The sequence below is a fragment of the Pseudomonas sp. CH235 genome, assembly GCF_004368175.1.
In the GTDB taxonomy this organism is placed as follows: Bacteria; Pseudomonadota; Gammaproteobacteria; order Pseudomonadales; family Pseudomonadaceae; genus Aquipseudomonas; species Aquipseudomonas paraglycinae.
In genome coordinates this window covers 25,346-46,852 of record NZ_RRZJ01000013.1, presented here as the reverse complement: position 1 = coordinate 46,852, position 21,507 = coordinate 25,346, and the positions used below count along the sequence as shown (strand labels likewise).

Here is a 21,507-nt window from a genome sequence, read left to right as displayed (position 1 = left end):
CATAGACTTGATTACAGATTCTGCGTTACGAACGAGAGCATCTGGTCGGCGGTGGAGATCACCTTGGAGTTCATCTCGTACGCGCGCTGGGTGGTGATCATGTTGACCATCTCTTCCACGGTGCTGACGTTGGAGGTTTCCAGGGTGTTCTGCAGGGTGGTGCCGAAACCGTTCAGGCCCGGAGTACCGACTTGCGGTGCACCGGAAGCGGCGGTTTCCAGGAACAGGTTGTTGCCCACCGCTTGCAGACCGGCCGGGTTGATGAAGTCGGCGGTTTGCAGGTTGCCGATCACTTGCGACGCGGCGTTGCCGGCAACGGTGATCGACACGGTGCCGTCACGACCTACGGTGAAGGTCTGGGCGTTGTTCGGAATGACAATCGCCGGCTCCAGGGCGAAACCGCTGGCGTTGACGATCTGGCCGTTGGAGTCGAGGTGGAAAGTACCGTCACGGGTGTAGGACGTGGTGCCGTCCGGCTGCAGGATCTGGAAGAAACCGCGACCGTCGATGGCCATGTCCAGCGGCTGCTCGGTGGTTTGCAGGCTGCCGGCGGTGAAGTTTTTCTGGGTGCCGACAATGCGCACACCGGTACCCACTTGCAGACCTGACGGCAGTTCGCTGTCCTGGGTCGACTGGGCGCCTGGCTGACGCTTGATCTGGTACAGCAGGTCCTGGAACTCGGCGCGGTCACGTTTGAAACCCGTGGTCGACACGTTCGCCAGGTTGTTGGAAATGGTGGTCAGGTTGGTGTCCTGGGCGGACAGACCGGTTTTGGCAACCCATAGAGCCGGAAGCATTCGATTCTCCTCGTGCGCCTGTTTTACGGCGCGACGTTCTGATAATTAGCTGATCTGCAAGACCCGAGCCATGGCCTGGTCGTCGTCTTTGGCGGTATTCATCATCTTGACGTGCAGTTCGAACTGCTTGGCCAGGGCCAGCACCGACGTCATCTCTTCAACGGCATTGACGTTGCTCGACTCCAGGAAACCCGACACCAGTTTGACGTTGGCATCGGCCGGCGCAGGCTGGCCGTCCTTGGTGTAAATCGAACCGTCCAGGCCCTTGTTCATGTTCTTGATGTCCGGGTTGACCAGCTTGATCCGGTCGACTTCGGCCATGACGCGCGGCCCCTCGCCCATCGCACGGATGCTGATGGTGCCGTCTTCACCGACTTCCACCTGCTGCTCCGGCGGCACGGCGATCGGCCCGCCATTGCCCATGACCGGCATGCCGTTGCCGGCACGCAACACGCCGAGGGCATCGATGTTGAGGCTGCCGGTGCGCACGTAGCTTTCACCGCCATTAGGGTTCTGCACGGCGATCCAGCCGTTGCCCGACACGGCGACGTCGAGGTCACGGCCGGTCTGCACCAGCGAGCCCGGCGTGAAGTCGGTGGCGGGCCGTTCGCTCATGGCAAACGCACGCGCCGGAAAGCTGTCACCGAACACCGGCATCGAACGCGCCTGCTCCAGGTCGCGCTGAAAACCATTGGTGGAGATGTTCGCCAGGTTGTTGGCATGAGCCTTTTGCGCCAGTGCGTTCTGGCTGGCGCCGGTCATTGCCACATAAAGGTACTTGTCCACACTCTTTCCTCTGCATGCCGGACGTTTGCCGCCCACCGCTGTACTGCTGAGCCATAAGCAATTTGCAGACCAACTTTTTTCTGGCGGCTGAGGGCCCGGTAAACAAAGGACTTGAGGGATTTTGCGAGGATGAGGGAAATGTATCGAAGTCGAAAAACCGGCGGTGTCATGCCGCTTGGCGGCAAACACCCGATCCGGCCGTGATCACTCGGACGCGTCCTTGCCGACTTCATACTCACGCAGCTTGTTGGCAATCGTGGTGTGCGAAACCCCGAGCCGCTTGCCCAGTTGCCGGCTGCTCGGATGCTCTGAATACAGTCGCTCCAGTACCGCTTTCTCGAAGCGCCCGACAATCTCGTCCAGCCCGCCTTCGAGGGAGAAATCGCCAAGCGGCTGACGCACGCCGTAATCCGGCAGGCGAATGTGCTCGGCCTTGACTGTGCCGCCGTCGCACAGCGAAACCGCCTGGAACAGCACGTTCTCGAGCTGCCGCACGTTGCCCGGCCAATGGTAGTGACTGAGCCGGTCCATCGCCGCCGGTGCCAGTTTCGGCAGCGGGCAACCGATCTGCCGACTGGCCTGATCGAGGAAGTGCTCCACCAGCGGCGTCAAACCGTCGAGGCATTCGCGCAGTGGCGGGATGTGCAGCGACAGCACGTTCAAGCGGTGATACAGATCCTGGCGAAACTCGCCTCGTGCGCACAACTCCGACAAGTCGACCTGGGTTGCGCAGATCACCCGCACATCCAGGTAAACCTCTTCATCACTGCCCACCCGCCGGAAGCAGCCGTCCTGCAGAAAGCGCAGCAATTTCACCTGCAAGCGCGGGCTCATTTCGCCGACGCCATCGAGAAACAACGTGCCGCCCGCCGTCAGCTCCAGCAGCCCGAGCTTGCCTTCGGCGCGCGCGCCTTCAAAGGCACCGGGGCCGTAGCCGAACAGTTCGGTCTCGGCCATCGACTCAGGCAGCCCTGCGCAGTTGAGCGCCATCAACGGCGATTGTCCGCGCGGACTCGCCAAATGGCAGGCCCGTGCCAGCAATTCTTTGCCGGTGCCGGTTTCGCCTTCAATCAATAGCGGTGCATCCAGCGGTGCCATGCGCCGTGCTTCACGCACCACCGCCGCCATCACTTTCGAGCTCTGGAAGATGCTGTCGAAGCCACGCAACTCTTGTTTGCGCACGTTATAGATGCGCTCGCCGACGCGGTCCGCACGGTGCAAGGTCAGCACGGCACCGGCCATGGCCTCGCTGTCGTCGTGTTCCGATTGCAGCGGCGCGATGTCGGCAAGAAAGATGTCGCCCTTGACCTTGACCCGCATGCCGTTGATTCGCGATTTGTTGGCGCGCACCAGTTCCGGCAGATCGAAATCCTCGGCGTAACGCGACAACGGAATCCCCGGCACCTCGTCCACCCGTACCCCGAGCAACTGCGCCGCCGCACGGTTGGCCGCGACGATGGAGCCGCCCATGTCGATCGACAGCACCGGAAATTCCAGCGCGCCGAGCAACGCATTCAACTCCATATGCCGCCGCTCGCTGGGCATCAGCCCTACACGCTTGACGCCGAACACCCCGGCAATCGCCTCGAACTTGGGTCGCAATGCCTGGAACTGAATGTTGATCAGGTTCGGGCAATGCAGATAGATCGCGTTGCCATGCTCACCGCCCACCTCGCCACGGGCGACGTTGATCCCGTACTCCACCAGCAGATTGAGAATGTCGCGCAGGATGCCGATGCGATTCTGGCAGTGGACTTTGATACGCATATAAAGGCCCGAAACAGGTGAAGAGGTGGTCTGACGCCGGAATTTTCTGCGCGTCGTGCAAGATAGTCGTCAAGATTATGTGACAGCCATCGGCCTTTTCAAACCCGACAGTCACCGCAAACACGACTTATCGCACGAAGCGTAACGAAAATTTTACGAATTAAAGAGACTTTTCCTACTCCACCAGTCTTCAACCTGCTGCAACAACGAACGTTCCGGGGTATTTCTCAGTTCATCGCAGGACATAACAAGAACGAAATTCCCCTCGCAGGAGAGCAGTATGAAGCAGACGCAATACGTGGCCCGCGAGCCCGATGCGCAAGGTTTTATCGACTACCCCGCCGAAGAACACGCGGTGTGGAACACGCTGATCACCCGCCAGTTGAAAGTGATCGAGGGTCGCGCGTGCCAGGAATACCTGGACGGTATCGAAAAACTCGGTCTGCCCCACGACCGCATTCCGCAACTGGGCGAGATCAACAAGGTGCTCGGCGAGACTACCGGTTGGCAGGTTGCCCGCGTTCCGGCGCTGATCCCCTTCCAGACCTTTTTCGAATTGCTCGCCAGCAAGCAGTTTCCGGTGGCCACGTTCATCCGCACCCGTGAAGAACTGGACTACCTGCAAGAACCCGACATTTTCCACGAGATCTTTGGCCACTGCCCGCTGCTGACCAACCCGTGGTTCGCCGAATTCACCCACACCTACGGCAAACTCGGCCTGCAAGCGACCAAGGAAGAGCGCGTTTATCTGGCGCGTCTGTACTGGATGACCATCGAGTTCGGCCTGGTCGACACCCCGCAAGGCAAACGCATCTACGGCGGCGGCATCCTGTCTTCGCCGAAAGAAACTGTTTATTCGCTGTCGGACGAGCCAGAGCATCAGGCCTTCGATCCGCTGGAAGCGATGCGCACGCCCTACCGCATCGACATCCTGCAACCGCTGTATTTCGTCCTGCCGAACCTCAAGCGCCTGTTCGACCTGGCCCACGAAGACATCATGGCCATGGTCAAGCAAGGCATGCAGCTGGGTCTGCACGCACCGAAGTTTCCGCCAAAACCAAAAGCCGCGTGACCCGCGACTTTTGCTTACAAGTGAGTCTGTCCGTCGTCGCCACTTTGGTTTAGCGTGGCGACACTGACCGCCAATATAAAAAAACACCTTCAGATTTCAGGAAGTCCACCATGTCCACTTTGAACCAAGCCCATTGCGAAGCCTGCCGTGCCGATGCCCCACAAGTCAGCGATGAAGAACTGCCGATCCTGATCAAGCAGATCCCTGACTGGAACATCGAAGTACGCGACAGCATCATGCAACTGGAAAAAGTCTTCCTGTTCAAGAATTTCAAGCACGCGCTGGCCTTCACCAACGCCGTCGGCGAGATCTCCGAGGCCGAAGGTCACCACCCGGGTCTGCTGACCGAGTGGGGCAAAGTCACCGTGACCTGGTGGAGCCACTCGATCAAGGGTCTGCACCGCAACGACTTCATCATGGCCGCGCGCACTGACGAAGTGGCCAAGACCGCAGAAGGACGCAAGTAATGCACTTCGACGCCATCGGCCGGGTGCCCGGCGACCCGATCCTCGGCCTGATGGAGGCCTACGCGCAGGACTCCAACCCGCGCAAGTTCGACCTCGGCGTGGGCGTCTACAAGGATGCCCAGGGCCTGACGCCAATCCCCGAGGCGGTGAAAATCGCCGAGGCGCGTCTGGTCGAGAGCCAGGACACCAAGACCTACATCGGTGGCCACGGCAATCCGCTGTTCGGCAAGGTCATCAACGAGCTGGTGCTCGGTGCCGATTCGGCACTGATCGCCGAGCAACGCGCCGGCGCCACCCAGACCCCGGGTGGCACGGGCGCCCTGCGCCTGGCAGCGGATTTCATCGCGCAATGCCTGCCGGGCAAAGGCGTATGGCTGAGCAACCCGACCTGGCCGATCCACGAAACGATTTTCGCGGCCGCCGGGGTCAAGATCAGCCATTACCCGTACGTCGGCAGCGACAACCGCCTCGACGTCGATGCGATGCTCGCCGTGCTCAATGAAGTGCCGAAAGGCGATGTGGTGCTGCTGCACGCGTGCTGCCACAACCCGACCGGTTTCGACCTGAGCCACGACGACTGGCAGCGGGTGCTGGAGGTGGTCCGTCGCCGCGATCTGCTGCCGCTGATCGACTTTGCCTACCAGGGCTTCGGCGACGGTCTGGAGCAGGATGCGTGGTCGACCCGACTGTTCGCCGCCGAGTTGCCCGAGCTACTGATCACCAGCTCCTGCTCGAAGAACTTCGGTTTATATCGCGACCGCACCGGTGCGTTGATTGTGAGCGCGAAAACCGCTGACAAGCTGATCGACATCCGCAGCCAGCTGGCGCACATCGCCCGCAACCTGTGGTCGACGCCACCGGATCACGGCGCGGCTGTCGTCGCCACGATCCTCGCCGACCCGGAGCTGAAACGCCGCTGGGCCGACGAAGTGGAAGCCATGCGCCTGCGCATCGCCCAATTGCGCAGCGGTCTGGTGGAAGCGCTGGAACCGCACGGCCTGCGCGAGCGTTTCGCACACATCGGCGTGCAACGCGGGATGTTTTCCTACACCGGTCTGTCGCCGGAACAGGTGAAAAACCTGCGCGAGCATCACAGCGTGTACATGGTCAGCTCGGGCCGGGCCAACGTTGCCGGGATTGATGCGACGCGTCTCGACTTGCTGGCAGAAGCGATCGCCAACGTCTGCAAATAACTCCCCCTTGTCTTGATCGTTCCCACGCTCCGCGTGGGAACGATCAGGCGCACTCATCGCGAGCAGGCTCGCTCCCACATTTGCCCTGCGTCACCCTGTCGCACTTGTCTAGACAATCCCGCCCGTCGAAACAAATGGATTTAAAAATCTGTTTGTCACTTTTCCTGCTGTATCCTTCGCAGGCTTTCTGAAAGCGCGGATCTACCAGATCTATCAACAGACTTAGCGAGGAGCGCAACCATGCACGAGATTCCGAATCTCCCCTTCCCAAGCCTGCACGAAACTGAGCAGACGACCACGCAACAAGCCGGTGCCCAACAGCCCGAGCCGAAAGAAGCCGCCGAGAGCCGTCCGGCCGACAGCGAAGAGTAAGCAACACCCGCCGTACAGACCGTGTGGAAAGCGCTAACATGCGCTTTCCACACTGCCTGAAACCTGAGCCGCCATGTCCAAAGAATTCGATGAACAACAGGCCGAGATCCTGATCGGTGCCACCGAGAAGATGATCGAGATCTGGAGCCGTCTCTCGCCCGAGAAACAGGCCGCCCTGCTCGCCCGTTTCGGCAGCGAAGAAAACGCGCTGGCCGCACTGGTCACCACGCAATTGGTCGCCCCGGCCAAATAGTTTTACTTTTCCCCGCCCCAGACGCGTCCGCATCGGTATCATGAGCAGCCTATCTATTCTGCTCTTCCCGTGGATCGTAATTCATGTCGTCCTCTATGCCAGAACCCCAGCGCCCCTTGGCGGTCACGCTGCAAGTCGTTTCCATCGTCCTGTTCACCTTCATCGGTTATCTGAATATCGGCATTCCGCTGGCGGTGCTGCCGGGCTACGTGCACAGCGACCTGGGCTTCGGCGCGGTCATCGCCGGGCTGGTAATCAGCGTGCAATACCTCGCCACGCTGCTCAGTCGCCCGTATGCCGGCAAGATCATCGACAACCAGGGCAGTAAACGTGCGGTGATGATTGGTCTGGCCGGGTGTGGCTTGAGCGGTGTGTTCATGCTGATTTCGGCGTGGACGCCCCACCTGCCGCTGCTGAGCCTGATCAGCCTGTTCGTCGGCCGTCTGGTGCTGGGCAGCGCTGAAAGCCTGGTCGGCTCAGGCTCGATCGGTTGGGGCATCGGCCGCGTCGGCGCCGCCAACACCGCCAAAGTCATCTCGTGGAACGGCATCGCCAGTTACGGTGCGCTGGCGGTCGGTGCGCCGCTGGGGGTGTGGCTGGTCAGCCGTTTTGGCTTGTGGAGCATGGGCGTGAGCATTCTGTTGCTGGCCACGCTGGGGCTGTTGCTGGCCTGGCCGAAAACCGCCGCGCCGATCGTGGCCGGCGAGCGTCTGCCGTTCATGCACGTGCTCGGGCGCGTCTTCCCGCACGGCTGCGGACTGGCGCTGGGCTCGATCGGTTTCGGCACTATCGCCACCTTTATCACTCTGTATTACGCCACGCAGCACTGGGATAACGCGGTGCTGTGCCTGAGCCTGTTCGGCGCCAGCTTCATCGGTGCGCGGCTGCTGTTCGGCAACTTGATCAACCGCCTCGGCGGCTTTCGTGTGGCGATTGCCTGCCTGTCGGTGGAAACCCTGGGTCTGCTGTTGCTGTGGCTGGCGCCGGACGCGCATTGGGCATTGGCCGGTGCGGCATTGAGCGGTTTCGGTTTCTCGCTGGTGTTCCCGGCGCTGGGCGTGGAAGCCGTGAACCTGGTGCCGGCCTCCAGCCGAGGCGCGGCAGTCGGGGCCTATTCGTTGTTCATAGACTTGTCGCTGGGCGTCACTGGGCCGCTGGCGGGTGCGATTGCAGCGGGCTTCGGTTTTGCCTCGATATTCCTGTTCGCCGCCCTCGCCGCGCTGAGCGGTCTGGCATTGAGCGTCTATCTGTACCGCCACACGGCGAAGTACCGCGAAGACTAGAAATCCACCTTGCCGCGCCCGGCCTTGATGCTGCCGCGCTTGGTTTTCGATTCGAGCCGACGCTTCTTTGAACCCAGCGTCGGCTTGGTCGGCCGGCGCTTCTTCTCGACCTTGGTGGCGCTGAGAATCAGCTCGGTCAGACGCTCCAGCGCATCGGCGCGGTTCTGTTCCTGCGTACGGAACTGCTGAGCCTTGATGATCAGCACGCCATCGCCGGTAATGCGACTGTCACGCAGCGTCAGCAGCCGCTCCTTGTAGAACTCGGGCAAGGACGAGGCCGGAATGTCGAAGCGCAGATGCACGGCGCTGGAGACCTTGTTGACGTTCTGCCCTCCGGCGCCCTGGGCGCGGATGTACGTCAGTTCGATCTCTGCGTCCGGCAGATGCACATTGTTGGAAATCACCAGCATGGAAACTCTACCTTCAAGTCGCTAAGCGACAGACAACCCCAGTTCGGACAACAGCATCGATGCCTGGGCCCGGGAAATCACCGCCCCTTTGAACAGTTTGGCATCGTTGAGCCGAAAGCCGCTCAAATCAGCACCGCGCAGGTCGGCATCGGTAAACCTGGCGCCATTGATCCGTGCGTGAGCCAGGCTGCACTCGATGAACTCGGCCTTGCGAAAGTCGGCATCGCTCAAGTCCGCATCGGAGAAATCCAGACCGTTCAACGTCGTGCGGGCGAACGACATGCCGGCCAGAAATGCGCTGTTGAGTCGGGTCTCACTGAACGACAGACCCAGGCTGGAGGTGTGACTGAAGTTGGCACCGGTCAGCTTGCAGCCGGTGAAAGCGACCTGCGCCAGTTTCGCCCGCTGCCAGCGTGTGTTGTTCAAATCGCAACTGCTGAACGAGGCCTCCAGCAACTGCGCCGCTTCGAACACCGCGTGGGCACCCCGGCAGCCCTTCCATTGAGTCGCTTCGAGGCGGGCACCGAGAAATTGCGTGCGCAGCAGAATGCAGCGCTGGAAATCGGCGCGATCCAGCGTCAGTCGCGACAGATCGACATCGGTGAAATCCACCCCGATAAACCGCAGCGGCAAGCGCTGGGACGCGATCAACGCCTGCACATCATCACGCGTCAGCGCGTCTCCTTCGACCTCGTAGTGCGTTTGCACCTGATCCATGCCCGACTCCTTCGCGATTCAATTGGCGCCGGCAGTCTATCGTCACTTCGCGTAGGACCGGGCACAAAAAAGCCGGCGGAAGCCGGCTATTTTGTTGTCGTCCGTTGCCTACTTGGCCGCGGCCCCAAGCACCGCGCGTTGATCGCTGCGCTTGTTCTTGATCACGTAGCAGACCCACATGAACACCACCCACACCGGGATCGCGTACACCGAGATCTGAATGCCCGGGATCAGCAGCATCACGCCGAGGATGAACAGGACGAACGCCAGGCAGATGTAGTTGCCGTACGGGTACCACAGCGCCTTGAACAGCGGCTTCTGATTGGTCTTGTTCATGTGCTGGCGGAACTTGAAGTGCGAGAAGCTGATCATCGCCCAGTTGATCACCAGCGTTGCAACCACCAGCGACATCAGCAGTTCCAGCGCGTGTTGCGGGATCAGGTAGTTGAGCAGCACCGCCACCAGGGTCACGGCCGCCGACGCCAGGATCGAACGCACCGGCACGCCGCGCTTGTCGATCTTCGCCAGCGCTTTCGGCGCATCACCCTGCTCGGCCATGCCCAGCAGCATGCGGCTGTTGCAGTAGGTGCCGCTGTTGTACACCGACAATGCCGCGGTCAGGACCACGAAGTTGAGGATGTGCGCGGCGGTGTTGCTGCCGAGCATCGAGAACACCTGCACGAACGGGCTGCCGCTGTAGGAATCGCCCGAAGCGTTGAGGGTTTCCAGCAGGCTGTCCCACGGGGTCAGCGACAACAGGATCACCAGCGCGCCGATGTAGAAAATCAGGATCCGGTAGATCACCTGGTTGATCGCTTTCGGGATCACGGTTTTCGGCTTGTCGGCTTCGGCTGCGGTGAAACCGAGCATTTCCAGACCGCCGAAGGAGAACATGATGATCGCCATGGCCATTACCAGACCGCTGACGCCGTTCGGGAAGAAGCCACCGTGGGACCACAGGTTGCTAACGGCCGCCTGCTCGCCGCCATGGCCGCTGACCAGCAGATAACTGCCCAGGGCGATCATGCCGACGATCGCCACGACCTTGATGATCGCGAACCAGAATTCGGCTTCACCGAAGACTTTGACGTTAGCCAGGTTGATCGCATTGATCAGCACGAAGAACGCGGCAGCAGTGACCCAGCTCGGGATCTCCGGCGCCCAGTAGTGGATGTACTTGCCGACCGCAGTCAGCTCCGACATGCCCACCAGGATGTACAGGATCCAGCAGTTCCAGCCCGACAGGAAACCGGCAAAACCGCCCCAGTATTTGTGCGCAAAGTGGCTGAAGGAGCCGGCCACCGGCTCTTCGACGATCATTTCGCCGAGCTGGCGCATGATCATGAAGGCGATGAAGCCGCAGATGGCATAGCCGAGGATCATCGACGGGCCGGCGGATTTCAGCACCCCGGCCGAGCCGAGGAACAATCCGGTACCGATCGCGCCACCGAGGGCGATCAGTTGAATATGGCGATTTTTCAGGCCGCGTTTCAGCTCGCCTGATTGCGAGTTTTGTCCACTCATGAAAAAGGTCTCACGCAAGGTTTGATGATGTTCAGTAGACGTTGCTGCAAGGTTGCGATTTCAGCCAACCTTGATCAAACCCCAGCGCAGGCACCAGGAATTCAGCTTTTTTACAACGGTCATGCGTCACCTGTTTGTTTTTATCTGTGACGAAATCGAACCCGACACGCTTGTGACGCGGCGGAGTGAACAAGGCGGATAAACCTTGAGGTTTGCGCGATTACGCAGAGGGTCACAGTTAAAACGCGGCGCATTGTACACCGCTAACCCCCTGCTGCCAGACCTCGCCGGATCAGCGTGTCGGTTGCCGGGATTGCATGTGTCCACCCCGGGAGGCCCGGGCGGCTGCAAAAATTGAGTCAGGCCTTTGCAGGCCATCGGCGTGGACGATGGAAAATCCGCCCCACGTGGAGAAGTGAAAATGGATATCGGCGTTCATTGCGCCTCCTTCTTGTTATGCACCTGCACGACAGGCATGCAGCGCATCTCACCTTCCAAACGACGCTGAAACAAGCGCGCCAGAGCGCCGCGCAAGGCCCGGCGGGACTGGCTCCGGCAGATTTTCCTTACAGTCTGATAAAAACACCCGATTTACGGGTCTGCGACGGCCTTTTCGTAAATATTCACTGACAGTGCGTAACGTAAAGTTTCCACGCCAGACCCATCGAAGCCCGGAGCAGCGATTGACGTTAGCTGACTAACTATTTGAAAGGCGTTAAGTTTTTTGTTTTAAAACAAGAAAAACACGCCTGAAAAAAAGAAATAAAAAGTCCAAAAAAAACGCCAACCCTAAGGTTGGCGTTTCTGTTTTCAGCTTGAGGCTTGCCGCTCGAAGCTTACAACTGCTTTATTCCGGCTTCTTGCGACCGAAACCCGGACGCTGGCCGGAACCGGCCGGTGCGCCACGGCGCTTGCCCGACGGCTTGTCATCGTCAGCCAGCTTGATGCCTGGACGCTTCGGCGCCGGCTTGGCCGGACGCTTGGTGTCGGCTGGACGATCCGCCACCGGCGTACCGCGACCTTCGCCCCGCTCGGTACGGCCATTGGCCGGACGCGGAGTGCGTGGACCGCGCTCGCCATCCGGACGCGCTGCCGGCTTGCGGCCTGGACGCTCGCCTTCGATCTGCGGCTCGCGGACCGGACGTGGACCGGCGCCAATCGGTGCACCGTTGGCCGGACGCAGGGTGCGCACGCGTTCGGTACGGGCCATCGGACGCGACGATTTGCGCTGCATCCGGTCGAGCTTGTCTTTGCTCTTGGCATTCAGTTGCGGCATGGCCACCGGGGTCAGGCCGACTTCGGCGCTCAGCACGTCGACTTCGTACTGGCTCATTTCACGCCAGCGGCCCATCGGCAGGTCGGAGTTGAGGAAAACCGGGCCGAAACGCACGCGCTTCAGGCGGCTGACCACCAGGCCCTGGGATTCCCACAGGCGACGCACTTCACGGTTACGGCCTTCCATCACCACGCAGTGATACCAGTGGTTGAAGCCTTCGCCGCCCGGTGCCTGTTGAATGTCGGTGAAACGCGCCGGGCCGTCTTCCAGCACAACGCCGGCCTTCAGGCGCTCGATCATCTCGTCATCGACTTCGCCACGCACACGCACCGCGTACTCACGGTCCATCTCGTAGGACGGGTGCATCAGGCGGTTGGCCAGCTCACCGTCGGTGGTGAACATCAGCAGACCGGTGGTGTTGATGTCGAGACGACCGATGTTGATCCAGCGGCCTTCTTTCGGACGCGGCAGCTTGTCGAACACGGTCGGACGGCCTTCCGGGTCGTCACGGGTGCAGATCTCGCCATCGGGTTTGTTGTACATGATCACGCGGCGCACCGACTCGGCGGCTTCTTCGCGCTTGATGACTTTGCCATCAATGGTGATGGCGTCGTGCATGTCGACACGCAGACCGAGGGTGGCGTCTTTGCCATTGACCTTGATCCGGCCGGCAGCGATCCAGGATTCGACGTCACGGCGCGAGCCGACGCCGATACGGGCGAGGACTTTCTGCAGCTTTTCGCCTGCTGGGCCGATTTCCTGGTCGTCTTTCTGATTGATGTCACTCATCTGGGCACCTCCCGGTGTGGTCTGTTCAGCGGCGCTGAATGAGCCGCTGAAGCGTTGAAATCTGGGTTTTCGGGCGAAGGGATCGCCGAAGGGTCGCGAATCATACGCGGATGTGGCCGCGCGCGCATCAGAGACTAGTCGATCAGGGCAAGGTTATTTCTTTTTCCGCCGACCGGTGGCCCCGAGCTTGATCAGACGCAACGCGGCTTCAGCCAGTACGGTGCGCTTGTCGTCCTTGTCGAGTTTCTTCCAGGCCCGGATCTCGCGCTTGCTGCGGCCGCAGCCCAGACAGATGTCGTCGCTGAACTTGCAGACGCTGATGCACGGGTCCTTGGTCGAGCTCATGCTCAATCCTCGAACTCGCGGCGTTCGGCTTCGATGGCTTCGGCCAGGGCGCGGGCCTCGGCCTCTTCTTCGCTCAACTCTTCCTCGGCGGCGGGTTCCGGTGCGGGCTGTTCCAGCCGGGCGACGGCGGCCAGCAGTTTTTCCCGGGCTTCGGCCACGCCGAGCACATCGTCTTCCTGCTCAGGCTCGGGCTCGAATTCAGGCTCATGCTCAAATTCAGTTTCGAACTCATCCTCAACCGGCGGCTCGACCGGATCGAACTCAACCCCGGTCGGCATCGATTCACCGCCCGCCCCGTCACGCAGCAAGTCGTCAAAGTCGGTCTTGATCCCCTCCTCCATGCTGTCCAGTTCCAGCAGAAGGGTGTGGAAACTGGTTTCTTCCTTCGGCTCTTCCGGCTCGGCACTGGCGTCGGCCAGCTCCTGCAAGCCCGGCGGCACCGGAGCGTCGTCGAAGTCGAGCACCGGATCCGCCTCGATTTCGCGCAACTCGGCCAGCGGCGGCAGGTCGTCAAGGTTCTTCAGATTGAAGTGGTCGAGAAACGCCTTGGTGGTGGCGAACATCGCGGGTTTGCCCGGCACGTCGCGGTAACCGACGATGCGGATCCACTCACGCTCCATCAGCGTCTTGACGATGTTGGTGTTGACCGCCACGCCCCGCACATCCTCGATCTCGCCCCGGGTGATCGGCTGGCGATAGGCGATCAGCGCCATGGTTTCCAGCAATGCTCGGGAATAACGTTGCGGACGTTCTTCCCACAACCGGCCGACCCACGGCGCGAACTTCTCGCGGATTTGCAGGCGATAGCCCGACGCGACTTCCTTGAGCTCGAACGCCCGGCCTTCGCAGGATTTGCCGAGCAGGGTCAGGGCTTTCTTGAAGACCGGCGGTTCCGGGCGCTCGCCTTCTTCGAACAGTTCATAAAGGCGCTCGAGGGATTGCGGCTTTCCCGAGGCCAACAGAAAGGCTTCAAGCAGGGACGCCAGCTCGCGGGGTTCAGTCAGGTTCATATCGGGACTCGTTATTCGGCTCGGGCTCGCACGTGGATCGCGGCGAACGGCTCATTCTGCACCAGCTCGATCAGGGATTCCTTGACCAGTTCAAGGATCGCCATGAAGGTCACCACCACCCCGAGCTTGCCCTCCTCGGCGGTGAACAGCTCGACGAACGGCACAAACCCGCCGCCCTTGAGCCGCTCCAGCACATCGCTCATGCGCTCGCGGGTGGACAGCGCCTCGCGGCTGACCTGATGGCTTTCGAACATGTCGCCCCGGCGCAGCACCTCGGCCATGGACATCAGGATTTCTTCCAGCGCCACGTCGGGCAAGAGTTTGCGCGCGCGGGCTTCCGGGGCGTCGAGCTTGGGCACGATCACGTCGCGACCGACCCGGCTCAGGCCATCGATGCCTTCGGCGGCAGCCTTGAACCGTTCGTACTCCTGCAGGCGACGAATCAGCTCGGCGCGCGGGTCGTCCTCTTCGTCCTCGACGGTTTCGGCCCGGGGCAACAGCATCCGCGACTTGATCTCGGCCAGCATCGCGGCCATCACCAGGTATTCGGCGGCCAGTTCCAGACGCACCGACTGCATAAGCTCGACATAACCCATGTACTGGCGGGTGATTTCCGCCACCGGGATGTCGAGGATGTTGATGTTCTGTTTGCGGATCAGGTACAGCAGCAGATCGAGCGGGCCTTCGAAGGCTTCGAGGAAGACTTCCAGCGCGTCGGGCGGGATGTACAGGTCCAGCGGCATTTCCGTGACGGCCTGGCCATAGACCATGGCAAACGGCAGTTCCTGCTGGGCACCGGCCTGGGGATCAACGGTTTCCACTGCGGACATTCAGGCCTCGACCATGAATGGGGCAGGATCGCCGCAACCGACGCGGATCACTTCCGGATCATCGCCCGTGAGGTCGATCACGGTGGAGGCCTTGATACCGCCGGAACCGCCGTCGATGATCAGGTCGACCTGATGCTCGAGCAACTGGCGCATTTCGTACGGATCGCTCAACGGGTCTTCATCGCCCGGCATGATCAGGGTCACGCTCATCAACGGCTCTCCCAGTTCCGCCAGCAGCGCCAGCGCGATCGGATGGCTCGGCACCCGCAGACCGATGGTGCGTTTCTTCGGATGCAGCAGCAGGCGCGGCACTTCGCGGGTGGCGTTGAGGATGAAGGTGTACGGCCCTGGCAAGTGGGCTTTGAGGATTCGAAACGTCCCGGTGTCGATCTTGGCGTAATTGCCCAGTTGCGAAAGGTCGCTGCAGATCAGTGCGAAGTTGTGCTTTTCGTCAAGCTGACGCAGGCGTCGAACGCGCTCGATGCCGTTCTTGTCGCCGATCTGGCAGCCGATTGCGTAGGAGGAGTCCGTGGGATAGACCACCACTCCGCCCTTGCGGATGATCTCGACCGCCTGTTTGATCAGGCGCGCTTGCGGATTTTCCGGATGAATCTGGAAAAATTGACTCACATTCTCTACCTGTTCAGACGGCGGCAATAACTGTGTCATGTTTGAACCGACACCACAGGGGTGGAAGGTCCTCCGGCACCGGCCGGTACTGGCCGATCTCGGACCAGCCACCAGGGCCATGGAAATCACTGCCGGCGCTGACCAGCAGACCGAACTCACGGGCAAGGATTGCCAGGCTGCCCACCTGTTCCGCAGGCTGATGACCGTTGACCACTTCGATCGCATGCCCGCCTGCTTGAATATAGTCGGCAATCAGCTTTCGGCGCTTGCTGCGGGTGAAATCGTAGTGCCACGGATGCGCCAGGCTGACCCAGGCGCCGGCGGCTCGCAGCGTGCCGACGGTGTCTTCGAGGGTCGGCCAATGCTGCTTGACGTCCCCAAGCTTGCCGGCGCCGAGCCATTTGCGAAACGCCTCGGCGCGATCCTTTACAAAACCTTCACGCACCATCCAGTCGGCGAAATGCGGGCGGGCCGGCGCGTTACCGCTGTCGCCCAGTTCCTGCTGGATCTGCCGCGCGCCGTCGAGCGCATTCGGCATGCCCTTGAGGGCGAGCTTGCGGCTTATTTCCTCAGACCGCAGCCAGCGGCCGTCGTGCAACTGGGCAATCGCCTCGACCAGCGGCGCGGCGTTGACGTCGAAACCGTAGCCGAGTACGTGAATGGTCGCCCCGCCCCAGGTGCAGGACAACTCGACGCCGTTGACCAGTTGCATGCCCAGCGCCTCGGCGGCCGTGCGCGCTTCGGCGAGGCCTTCTAGGGTGTCGTGATCGGTCAGGGCCAGGACTCGCACGCCGTTCTCGAACGCACGCGCAACCAGTGCCGCAGGCGCCAGGGCGCCGTCGGAGGCCGTGCTGTGGCAGTGCAAATCAACATTCACGGGGATGTGTAACCTCAAATCAGCTGGCGCTATCGCGCGCCCATATGTTTGTTATTATGCCGCCACATCCAGCTTCTGGCTCTCACTGTGAAACAATTCATCGATTTCATCCCGCTTCTGCTGTTCTTCATCGTCTACAAACTCGATCCACGCACCGTCGACGTTGCCGGCCATGAACTGACGGTAGGCGGCATTTACAGTGCAACCGCCGTGCTGATCATCAGCTCCCTGGTGGTGTACGGCGCGATCTTCATCAAGCAGCGCAAGCTGGAGAAGAGCCAGTGGCTGACGCTGGTCGCCTGCCTCGTGTTCGGCAGCCTGACCCTGGCCTTTCACAGCGAAACCTTCCTGAAATGGAAAGCCCCGGTGGTCAACTGGCTGTTCGCCCTGGCCTTCATCGGCAGCCATTTCATCGGTGACCGCCTGCTGATCAAGCGCATCATGGGCCACGCGTTGACCCTGCCGGATCCGGTCTGGACCCGTTTGAACATCGCCTGGATCGGTTTCTTCCTGTTCTGCGGTGCCGCCAACCTGTTCGTCGCCTTCACCTTCCAGGACTACTGGGTGGACTTCAAGGTGTTCGGCAGCCTGGGCTTGACCGTGCTGTTCCTGGTCGCTCAAGGCATCTACCTGTCCCGTCACCTGCACGACGCCGATACCACAACGCCAAAAACCGAGGACTGACATGCTCTACGCCATCATTGCCACCGACGTCGCCAACTCCCTGGAAGCCCGCCTCGCTGCGCGCCCGGCACACCTTGAACGCCTGCAAGTGCTCAAGGGCGAAGGCCGCATGGTGCTGGCCGGCCCGCACCCGGCGGTCGACAGCAATGATCCGGGCGCAGCAGGTTTCAGCGGCAGCCTGATCGTTGCCGAATTCGATTCCCTGAGCGCGGCGCAAGCCTGGGCCGATGCCGACCCGTACATCGCCGCCGGCGTTTACGCCAACGTGATCGTCAAGCCGTTCAAGCAAGTCCTGCCGTAACCTCCCCCGCTGATCCCCCCACGCGATGAACCTTGTCGGTTCATCGCGTTCTCAATCGCTCATTATTCTCGTTTGCCGGCCGACAACCTGCCCAATATCCATTTGGAAACAGGAGTCGCGATGCGCAAGGGTCCGTTGTGTCTGATGTTGGTCACGTTGTCGATCGTGGCGCCCGCCCATGGTGAAGAAAGCACCGAAGGCGGCAGCTCCACACCGCTTTCGTTGAGCGCCGGCAGCCAGATCACCGAGTTGCAGCAGCGCCTGAAGGCCAGCGAGCAGCAACGGGAAGAACTGAGCAAACAACTGCAAAATGCCGACAACACCCGCGAAAGCGCCCAGCTCGCCCGGCTGCGCCAAGAGAACCAGCGTCTGAAGCTGCAACTCAAGGAAGCCCAGGCCAGCCCGCTGCCGCGCCTGCTGACCGAACAGCAGCAATGGTTCGTCACCGGGGCCGGGGTAGCGCTATTGGCGCTGCTCTGCGGTATCTTTGCCAGTGGAGCAAGCCGAAAACGTCGGCAATGGCTAAATTGAGTGAGTCATGAGCGAGCTGTTACTGATTGATGATGACCAGGAGTTGTGCGAACTCCTGAGTAGCTGGCTGAGCCAGGAAGGCTTTCAGGTCCGGGCCTGCCACGATGGTCAGAGCGCCCGCAAGGCGCTGGCCGAAACCGCGCCGGCGGCCGTGGTGCTGGACGTGATGCTGCCCGACGGCAGCGGTCTGGAACTGCTCAAGCAATTGCGCAGCGATCACGCCGACCTGCCGGTGTTGATGCTCTCGGCCCGGGGCGAGCCGCTGGACCGGATCCTCGGCCTGGAACTGGGCGCCGACGATTACCTGGCCAAACCCTGCGATCCGCGCGAACTGACCGCCCGCCTGCGCGCCGTGCTGCGCCGCAGTCATCCGGCCGCAGTGTCGACCCAGCTCGAGCTGGGCGACCTGAGCTTCAGCCCGGTGCGCGGCGTGGTCAGTATCGACGAAAAGGAATTCACCCTCACCGTGTCCGAAAGTCGCCTGCTCGAAGCCCTGCTCAAGCAACCGGGCGAGCCGCTGGACAAACAGGAACTGGCGCAGATCGCCCTCGGCCGCAAGCTGACCCTGTACGACCGCAGCCTGGACATGCACGTCAGCAACCTGCGCAAAAAGATCGGCCCGCACCCCGACGGTCGCCCGCGCATCGTTGCCCTGCGCAGCCGTGGCTACTACTACAGCCTCTGATCGTCTGTCAGTTTTGTCAGGTCGGCGCGAAAACGTGTTTACCCAAGCTTTACACAGCGCTGACCGCCGCTGACCTTGATCTCCGTAATCTGTACTCATCCGGAACGTACCGGGAACGAGACAAAGGAGATTCACCATGCGCAAGACTCTTATCGCTCTGATGTTTGCCGCTGCCCTGCCGACCGTCGCCATGGCCATGCCACAGGATGGCGGCCCGATGGGTGGCCCGCTGGACGGCCCGCGCCATGGCGGTCAGATGCACGGCATGCACGGCAAAGGCCCGTACAGCCAGCTGGACCTGTCCCGCGAACAGCGCGAGCAGATCCGCAAGATCATGGGCGAGCAGATGCACGAGCGTAAGCAGACGGTCGACAAATACCTGGAGAAACTCTCGCCAGCCGACCAGAAAGCCATGAAGGACGAGATGGCGGCCAACCACAAGAAAGCCGAGTCCGATGTCCGCGCCGTGTTGAAACCGGATCAACAGAAGAAATTCGACGAGATCCAGAAGAAACAGGCCGAGCGTCGCGCCGAATGGGCCGAGTTCAAAGCCTGGAAAGCGCAACAGCCGCAAAAGGCGCAATAATGTTCTAGCGTCACGCCCCGACCCAACGGCTCACCGCCGTTGGGTTTTCTTTGTTTGAGGATTTTCTGTGCGTTCATTGTTCTGGCGTATCCTCGCCAGCTTCTGGCTGGCCATCGCTCTGGTTGCAGGGCTTTCCATTCTGCTGGGGCACATGCTCAACCAGGACGCGTGGATCCTCAGCCGCCATCCGGGCCTCAACACTCTGGCTGCCGAATGGACGCAGACTTACGAAGCCCAGGGCGAAAACGCCGCCCAGGACATCCTCGAACAGCGCAAGCGCCAGTACCACATCGACGTGCAAGTGCTGAACGAAACCGGCGACCCGGTGGTGCGCGGCACCTTCCCCCGGCGCGCGGCCGCCTTCGAGGCGCGGCAGAACAACGATGACCGTCGCCTGCCATGGCGCCGTCTGACCGACGAATTCACCAGCGACAAAAGCGGCGACACCTACCTCTTCATCTACCGCATCCCGCACCCCGAACTCGACGCCTGGCACCGCGAAAGCCTGCTCTGGCCATTGAGTGCGCTGGGCATTGCGTTGGTGGTGCTGACCCTGTTCAGCCTGCTGGTGACGTTTTCCATCACTCGCCCGCTCAGTCGCCTGCGCGGTGCAGTGCATGACCTCGGCCAGACCACCTATCAACAGAACAGCCTGGCGCAACTGGCCAACCGTCGGGATGAATTCGGTGTGCTGGCCAATGACTTCAACCGCATGGGTGCCCGTCTGCAAAGCCTGATCGGCAGTCAGCGTCAGTTGCTGCGTGATGTCTCCCACGAATTGCGCTCGCCGCTGGCACGCCTGCGCATCGCCCTGGCACTGGCCGAACGGGCCAGCCCGGAAGAACGGGAAAAACTCTGGCCTCGCCTGACCCGCGAGTGTGATCGGCTGGAAGCGCTGATCAGTGAAATTCTGGTGCTGGCGCGGGTCGATGCCGACAACGCCAGCGCCGAAGACGTGGATCTGAATGCCTTGCTCGCCACCCTGCAAAAGGACGCGCAACTCGGCTCGCCAGAGCAGACCGTGCTCCTGGAGGCCGAGCCGGCACTCAATCTGACAGGCTGGCCGACCATGATCGAGCGCGCCGTGGACAACCTGCTGCGCAATGCCCAGCGCTTCAACCCGGTCGGGCAGTCGATTGAAATGCAGGCGTCACGTCAGGGTGAGCGGATCGTGGTCAGCGTGCGTGACCATGGGCCGGGGGTGCAGGCCGAGCATCTAAGCCAGTTGGGCGAACCGTTTTATCGGGCGCCGGGGCAGACCGCTGCCGGGCATGGCCTGGGACTGGCGATTGCCCGGCGGGCGGCGGAGCGGCATGGCGGGACGCTGGTGCTGGCCAATCACCCGCAGGGCGGGTTTGTGGCCAGTCTTGAGTTGCCGCTGGTGCCTGGGATTGTGGTGCAACCCTGAAAAGCCCCCTCATCGGAACGCCGCCCGCCCAGCCCTCTCCCGGAGGGAGAGGGAGCCGACCGAGGTGTCTTGCGTCATACATCAACCTGAAAAATCGAGTCGATTATGGATCTGCCAAGCACGTGAACCGAGTCAATTCCGGATTCGGCCGAAGCACGTGAACCGAGTCAATTCCGGATTCGGCAAAGCTCTTCCAGGTCGGTGAACCTCTGAAGCATCCCCCAATCAGTCCCCTCTCCCCCCGGGAGAGGGTTAGGGTGAGGGCGCTTTTTAAGCTTTTAAGGCCCTTTAAGCCTTACCCGGCCACGCGCTGACAAACTCCGCCAGATCAACCTTCTCGGCCACCCGCGGTTCTTTCTGCGGCGTGCCAAGGTACAGGAACGCAATCACCTCTTCGTCATCCGTCAGGCCCAGACCCTTGGCGACATGTTTCGAATAAGCCAGATCACCCGTGCGCCACACCGCGCCAACCCCCTGCGCGTAAGCGGCCAGCAGAATCCCGTGCGCCGCACAGCCCGCCGCCAGCAACTGCTCGGCCTTCGGGTATTTGACGTGTTCCTGCAATTTGGCGATGACCACGACCACCAGCGGCGCCCGCAGCGGGCCGTTGCGGGCCTTGTCGATCATCGCTTCGGTGACTTCGCCTTCCTGCATTTTTGCAGCTTCGGCCAGCAACTCGCCCATCTGCTCACGCGCCGTGCCTTCGACGGTCAGGAAGCGATACGGCTGCAAATGGCCGTGATCCGGTGCGCGGGTCGCGGCGGCGAACAGCACTTCGCGCTGTTCGGCGGTGGGGGCCGGATCGATCAGTCGTGGAACGGAAACACGGTTGAGCAAAGCGTCGAGAGCCTGCATCGGCCACCTCCTGAAAAAAATGTCCGGCTATTCTAGCTGCAAGTGATCCAGACGCGTCG

Annotated in this window: 25 protein-coding genes; 12 read left to right on the top strand and 13 right to left on the bottom strand. The window is 61.4% G+C overall.

The window, feature by feature from the left end; translation table 11 throughout:
• Positions 1 to 11: 11 nt before the first annotated feature.
• The 3 genes from flgG to EIY71_RS15630 all read right to left on the bottom strand — a co-directional run bounded on the left by flgG (position 12) and on the right by EIY71_RS15630 (position 3,350).
• Positions 12 to 797 (bottom strand): flagellar basal-body rod protein FlgG, encoded by a 786-nt coding sequence (flgG, locus tag EIY71_RS15640; protein ID WP_007958342.1) that lies wholly within the window; start codon positions 795 to 797, stop codon positions 12 to 14.
• Between the two features lie 45 nt (positions 798 to 842).
• Complete coding sequence (locus EIY71_RS15635; RefSeq protein WP_007958343.1) at positions 843 to 1,583, bottom strand: flagellar basal body rod protein FlgF; 741 nt, start codon at positions 1,581 to 1,583, stop codon at positions 843 to 845.
• A 204-nt stretch (positions 1,584 to 1,787) separates the two neighbouring features.
• Positions 1,788 to 3,350, bottom strand: a complete 1,563-nt coding sequence (locus EIY71_RS15630; protein ID WP_011333015.1) for a sigma-54-dependent phenylalanine hydroxylase transcriptional regulator PhhR — start codon at positions 3,348 to 3,350, stop codon at positions 1,788 to 1,790.
• 280 nt (positions 3,351 to 3,630) lie between these two features.
• On the opposite strand from EIY71_RS15630, the gene phhA reads away from it, so the two are divergent.
• The 6 genes from phhA (at position 3,631) to EIY71_RS15605 (ending at position 7,990) form a co-directional block, all read left to right on the top strand.
• A complete protein-coding gene (gene phhA / locus EIY71_RS15625) occupies positions 3,631 to 4,422 on the top strand; it encodes a phenylalanine 4-monooxygenase (protein WP_011333014.1) in 792 nt (263 codons plus the stop codon).
• Between the two features lie 110 nt (positions 4,423 to 4,532).
• Positions 4,533 to 4,889 carry a 4a-hydroxytetrahydrobiopterin dehydratase gene (locus EIY71_RS15620; protein ID WP_003222798.1) on the top strand — a complete coding sequence of 119 codons (357 nt, stop codon included), beginning with the start codon at positions 4,533 to 4,535 and terminating at the stop codon, positions 4,887 to 4,889.
• Positions 4,889 to 6,082: an amino acid aminotransferase gene (locus EIY71_RS15615; protein WP_085683027.1), complete on the top strand. Its 1,194-nt coding sequence runs from the start codon at positions 4,889 to 4,891 to the stop codon at positions 6,080 to 6,082. The genes EIY71_RS15620 and EIY71_RS15615 overlap by 1 nt, the downstream gene beginning before the upstream one ends.
• Before the next feature lie 240 nt (positions 6,083 to 6,322).
• Entirely contained in the window at positions 6,323 to 6,454 is a 132-nt protein-coding gene (locus EIY71_RS28745) for a hypothetical protein (protein ID WP_007958347.1), read from the top strand.
• A gap of 73 nt (positions 6,455 to 6,527) precedes the next feature.
• Positions 6,528 to 6,707: a hypothetical protein gene (locus EIY71_RS15610; RefSeq protein WP_007958348.1), complete on the top strand. Its 180-nt coding sequence runs from the start codon at positions 6,528 to 6,530 to the stop codon at positions 6,705 to 6,707.
• Positions 6,708 to 6,802: 95 nt separating this feature from the next.
• Entirely contained in the window at positions 6,803 to 7,990 is a 1,188-nt protein-coding gene (locus EIY71_RS15605; RefSeq protein WP_176240490.1) for an MFS transporter, read from the top strand.
• On the opposite strand, the gene arfB is transcribed toward EIY71_RS15605, so the two are convergent.
• The 9 genes from arfB to EIY71_RS15560 all read right to left on the bottom strand — a co-directional run bounded on the left by arfB (position 7,987) and on the right by EIY71_RS15560 (position 16,398).
• Entirely contained in the window at positions 7,987 to 8,400 is a 414-nt protein-coding gene (arfB, locus tag EIY71_RS15600; RefSeq protein ID WP_085747139.1) for an alternative ribosome rescue aminoacyl-tRNA hydrolase ArfB, read from the bottom strand. The genes EIY71_RS15605 and arfB overlap by 4 nt on opposite strands.
• A gap of 21 nt (positions 8,401 to 8,421) precedes the next feature.
• Complete coding sequence (locus tag EIY71_RS15595; protein WP_134022236.1) at positions 8,422 to 9,117, bottom strand: pentapeptide repeat-containing protein; 696 nt, start codon at positions 9,115 to 9,117, stop codon at positions 8,422 to 8,424.
• A gap of 108 nt (positions 9,118 to 9,225) precedes the next feature.
• Positions 9,226 to 10,641 (bottom strand): amino acid permease, encoded by a 1,416-nt coding sequence (locus tag EIY71_RS15590; protein ID WP_129973378.1) that lies wholly within the window; start codon positions 10,639 to 10,641, stop codon positions 9,226 to 9,228.
• Between the two features lie 847 nt (positions 10,642 to 11,488).
• Positions 11,489 to 12,706: a 23S rRNA pseudouridine(2605) synthase RluB gene (gene rluB / locus EIY71_RS15585; RefSeq protein WP_085747142.1), complete on the bottom strand. Its 1,218-nt coding sequence runs from the start codon at positions 12,704 to 12,706 to the stop codon at positions 11,489 to 11,491.
• A gap of 153 nt (positions 12,707 to 12,859) precedes the next feature.
• Positions 12,860 to 13,051 (bottom strand): DUF1289 domain-containing protein, encoded by a 192-nt coding sequence (locus EIY71_RS15580; RefSeq protein WP_007958358.1) that lies wholly within the window; start codon positions 13,049 to 13,051, stop codon positions 12,860 to 12,862.
• 2 nt (positions 13,052 to 13,053) lie between these two features.
• Entirely contained in the window at positions 13,054 to 14,061 is a 1,008-nt protein-coding gene (scpB, locus tag EIY71_RS15575; RefSeq protein ID WP_134022234.1) for an SMC-Scp complex subunit ScpB, read from the bottom strand.
• 11 nt (positions 14,062 to 14,072) lie between these two features.
• Complete coding sequence (locus EIY71_RS15570) at positions 14,073 to 14,771, bottom strand: ScpA family protein (RefSeq protein WP_170844946.1); 699 nt, start codon at positions 14,769 to 14,771, stop codon at positions 14,073 to 14,075.
• A 120-nt stretch (positions 14,772 to 14,891) separates the two neighbouring features.
• Positions 14,892 to 15,521, bottom strand: coding sequence for an L-threonylcarbamoyladenylate synthase (locus tag EIY71_RS15565; RefSeq protein WP_102686021.1), 630 nt, complete (start codon positions 15,519 to 15,521; stop codon positions 14,892 to 14,894).
• A 13-nt stretch (positions 15,522 to 15,534) separates the two neighbouring features.
• Positions 15,535 to 16,398: a PHP domain-containing protein gene (locus EIY71_RS15560; RefSeq protein ID WP_085747145.1), complete on the bottom strand. Its 864-nt coding sequence runs from the start codon at positions 16,396 to 16,398 to the stop codon at positions 15,535 to 15,537.
• A gap of 87 nt (positions 16,399 to 16,485) precedes the next feature.
• Between EIY71_RS15560 and EIY71_RS15555 the strand changes: the two genes are divergently transcribed.
• The 6 genes from EIY71_RS15555 (at position 16,486) to EIY71_RS15530 (ending at position 20,593) form a co-directional block, all read left to right on the top strand.
• On the top strand, positions 16,486 to 17,082 hold the full coding sequence (locus tag EIY71_RS15555) for a septation protein A (protein WP_007958367.1): 597 nt from the start codon (positions 16,486 to 16,488) through the stop codon (positions 17,080 to 17,082).
• A 1-nt stretch (position 17,083) separates the two neighbouring features.
• Positions 17,084 to 17,383: a YciI family protein gene (locus EIY71_RS15550; RefSeq protein WP_134022232.1), complete on the top strand. Its 300-nt coding sequence runs from the start codon at positions 17,084 to 17,086 to the stop codon at positions 17,381 to 17,383.
• A 120-nt stretch (positions 17,384 to 17,503) separates the two neighbouring features.
• The gene (locus EIY71_RS15545) at positions 17,504 to 17,914 is read left to right on the top strand and encodes a translation initiation factor 2 (RefSeq protein WP_085747147.1); all 411 of its coding nucleotides are present in this window, start codon (positions 17,504 to 17,506) and stop codon (positions 17,912 to 17,914) included.
• Between the two features lie 7 nt (positions 17,915 to 17,921).
• The gene (locus EIY71_RS15540; RefSeq protein ID WP_007958370.1) at positions 17,922 to 18,599 is read left to right on the top strand and encodes a response regulator transcription factor; all 678 of its coding nucleotides are present in this window, start codon (positions 17,922 to 17,924) and stop codon (positions 18,597 to 18,599) included.
• 136 nt (positions 18,600 to 18,735) lie between these two features.
• The gene (locus EIY71_RS15535; RefSeq protein ID WP_085605711.1) at positions 18,736 to 19,185 is read left to right on the top strand and encodes a Spy/CpxP family protein refolding chaperone; all 450 of its coding nucleotides are present in this window, start codon (positions 18,736 to 18,738) and stop codon (positions 19,183 to 19,185) included.
• A gap of 67 nt (positions 19,186 to 19,252) precedes the next feature.
• On the top strand, positions 19,253 to 20,593 hold the full coding sequence (locus EIY71_RS15530; protein ID WP_134022230.1) for a HAMP domain-containing sensor histidine kinase: 1,341 nt from the start codon (positions 19,253 to 19,255) through the stop codon (positions 20,591 to 20,593).
• 288 nt (positions 20,594 to 20,881) lie between these two features.
• Here EIY71_RS15530 and EIY71_RS15525 read toward each other — a convergent pair whose 3' ends face one another.
• Positions 20,882 to 21,448, bottom strand: a complete 567-nt coding sequence (locus EIY71_RS15525; protein WP_134022228.1) for a nitroreductase family protein — start codon at positions 21,446 to 21,448, stop codon at positions 20,882 to 20,884.
• Between the last annotated feature and the right edge of the window lie 59 nt (positions 21,449 to 21,507).

What these genes read in the sequence shown, in the direction of transcription:
- EIY71_RS15595 (WP_134022236.1), bottom strand. Translation starts at nt 9,117, where the DNA reads ATGGATCAGGTGCAAACGCACTACGAGGTCGAAGGAGACGCGCTGACG.
- EIY71_RS15535 (WP_085605711.1), top strand. Translation starts at nt 18,736, where the DNA reads ATGCGCAAGACTCTTATCGCTCTGATGTTTGCCGCTGCCCTGCCGACC.
- EIY71_RS15590 (WP_129973378.1), bottom strand. Translation starts at nt 10,641, where the DNA reads ATGAGTGGACAAAACTCGCAATCAGGCGAGCTGAAACGCGGCCTGAAA.
- scpB (WP_134022234.1), bottom strand. Translation starts at nt 14,061, where the DNA reads ATGAACCTGACTGAACCCCGCGAGCTGGCGTCCCTGCTTGAAGCCTTT.
- EIY71_RS15545 (WP_085747147.1), top strand. Translation starts at nt 17,504, where the DNA reads ATGCGCAAGGGTCCGTTGTGTCTGATGTTGGTCACGTTGTCGATCGTG.
- EIY71_RS15605 (WP_176240490.1), top strand. Translation starts at nt 6,803, where the DNA reads ATGCCAGAACCCCAGCGCCCCTTGGCGGTCACGCTGCAAGTCGTTTCC.
- EIY71_RS15630 (WP_011333015.1), bottom strand. Translation starts at nt 3,350, where the DNA reads ATGCGTATCAAAGTCCACTGCCAGAATCGCATCGGCATCCTGCGCGAC.
- EIY71_RS15550 (WP_134022232.1), top strand. Translation starts at nt 17,084, where the DNA reads ATGCTCTACGCCATCATTGCCACCGACGTCGCCAACTCCCTGGAAGCC.
- arfB (WP_085747139.1), bottom strand. Translation starts at nt 8,400, where the DNA reads ATGCTGGTGATTTCCAACAATGTGCATCTGCCGGACGCAGAGATCGAA.
- EIY71_RS28745 (WP_007958347.1), top strand. Translation starts at nt 6,323, where the DNA reads ATGCACGAGATTCCGAATCTCCCCTTCCCAAGCCTGCACGAAACTGAG.
- EIY71_RS15580 (WP_007958358.1), bottom strand. Translation starts at nt 13,051, where the DNA reads ATGAGCTCGACCAAGGACCCGTGCATCAGCGTCTGCAAGTTCAGCGAC.
- rluB (WP_085747142.1), bottom strand. Translation starts at nt 12,706, where the DNA reads ATGAGTGACATCAATCAGAAAGACGACCAGGAAATCGGCCCAGCAGGC.
- EIY71_RS15540 (WP_007958370.1), top strand. Translation starts at nt 17,922, where the DNA reads ATGAGCGAGCTGTTACTGATTGATGATGACCAGGAGTTGTGCGAACTC.
- EIY71_RS15620 (WP_003222798.1), top strand. Translation starts at nt 4,533, where the DNA reads ATGTCCACTTTGAACCAAGCCCATTGCGAAGCCTGCCGTGCCGATGCC.
- EIY71_RS15610 (WP_007958348.1), top strand. Translation starts at nt 6,528, where the DNA reads ATGTCCAAAGAATTCGATGAACAACAGGCCGAGATCCTGATCGGTGCC.
- EIY71_RS15615 (WP_085683027.1), top strand. Translation starts at nt 4,889, where the DNA reads ATGCACTTCGACGCCATCGGCCGGGTGCCCGGCGACCCGATCCTCGGC.
- EIY71_RS15525 (WP_134022228.1), bottom strand. Translation starts at nt 21,448, where the DNA reads ATGCAGGCTCTCGACGCTTTGCTCAACCGTGTTTCCGTTCCACGACTG.
- flgG (WP_007958342.1), bottom strand. Translation starts at nt 797, where the DNA reads ATGCTTCCGGCTCTATGGGTTGCCAAAACCGGTCTGTCCGCCCAGGAC.
- phhA (WP_011333014.1), top strand. Translation starts at nt 3,631, where the DNA reads ATGAAGCAGACGCAATACGTGGCCCGCGAGCCCGATGCGCAAGGTTTT.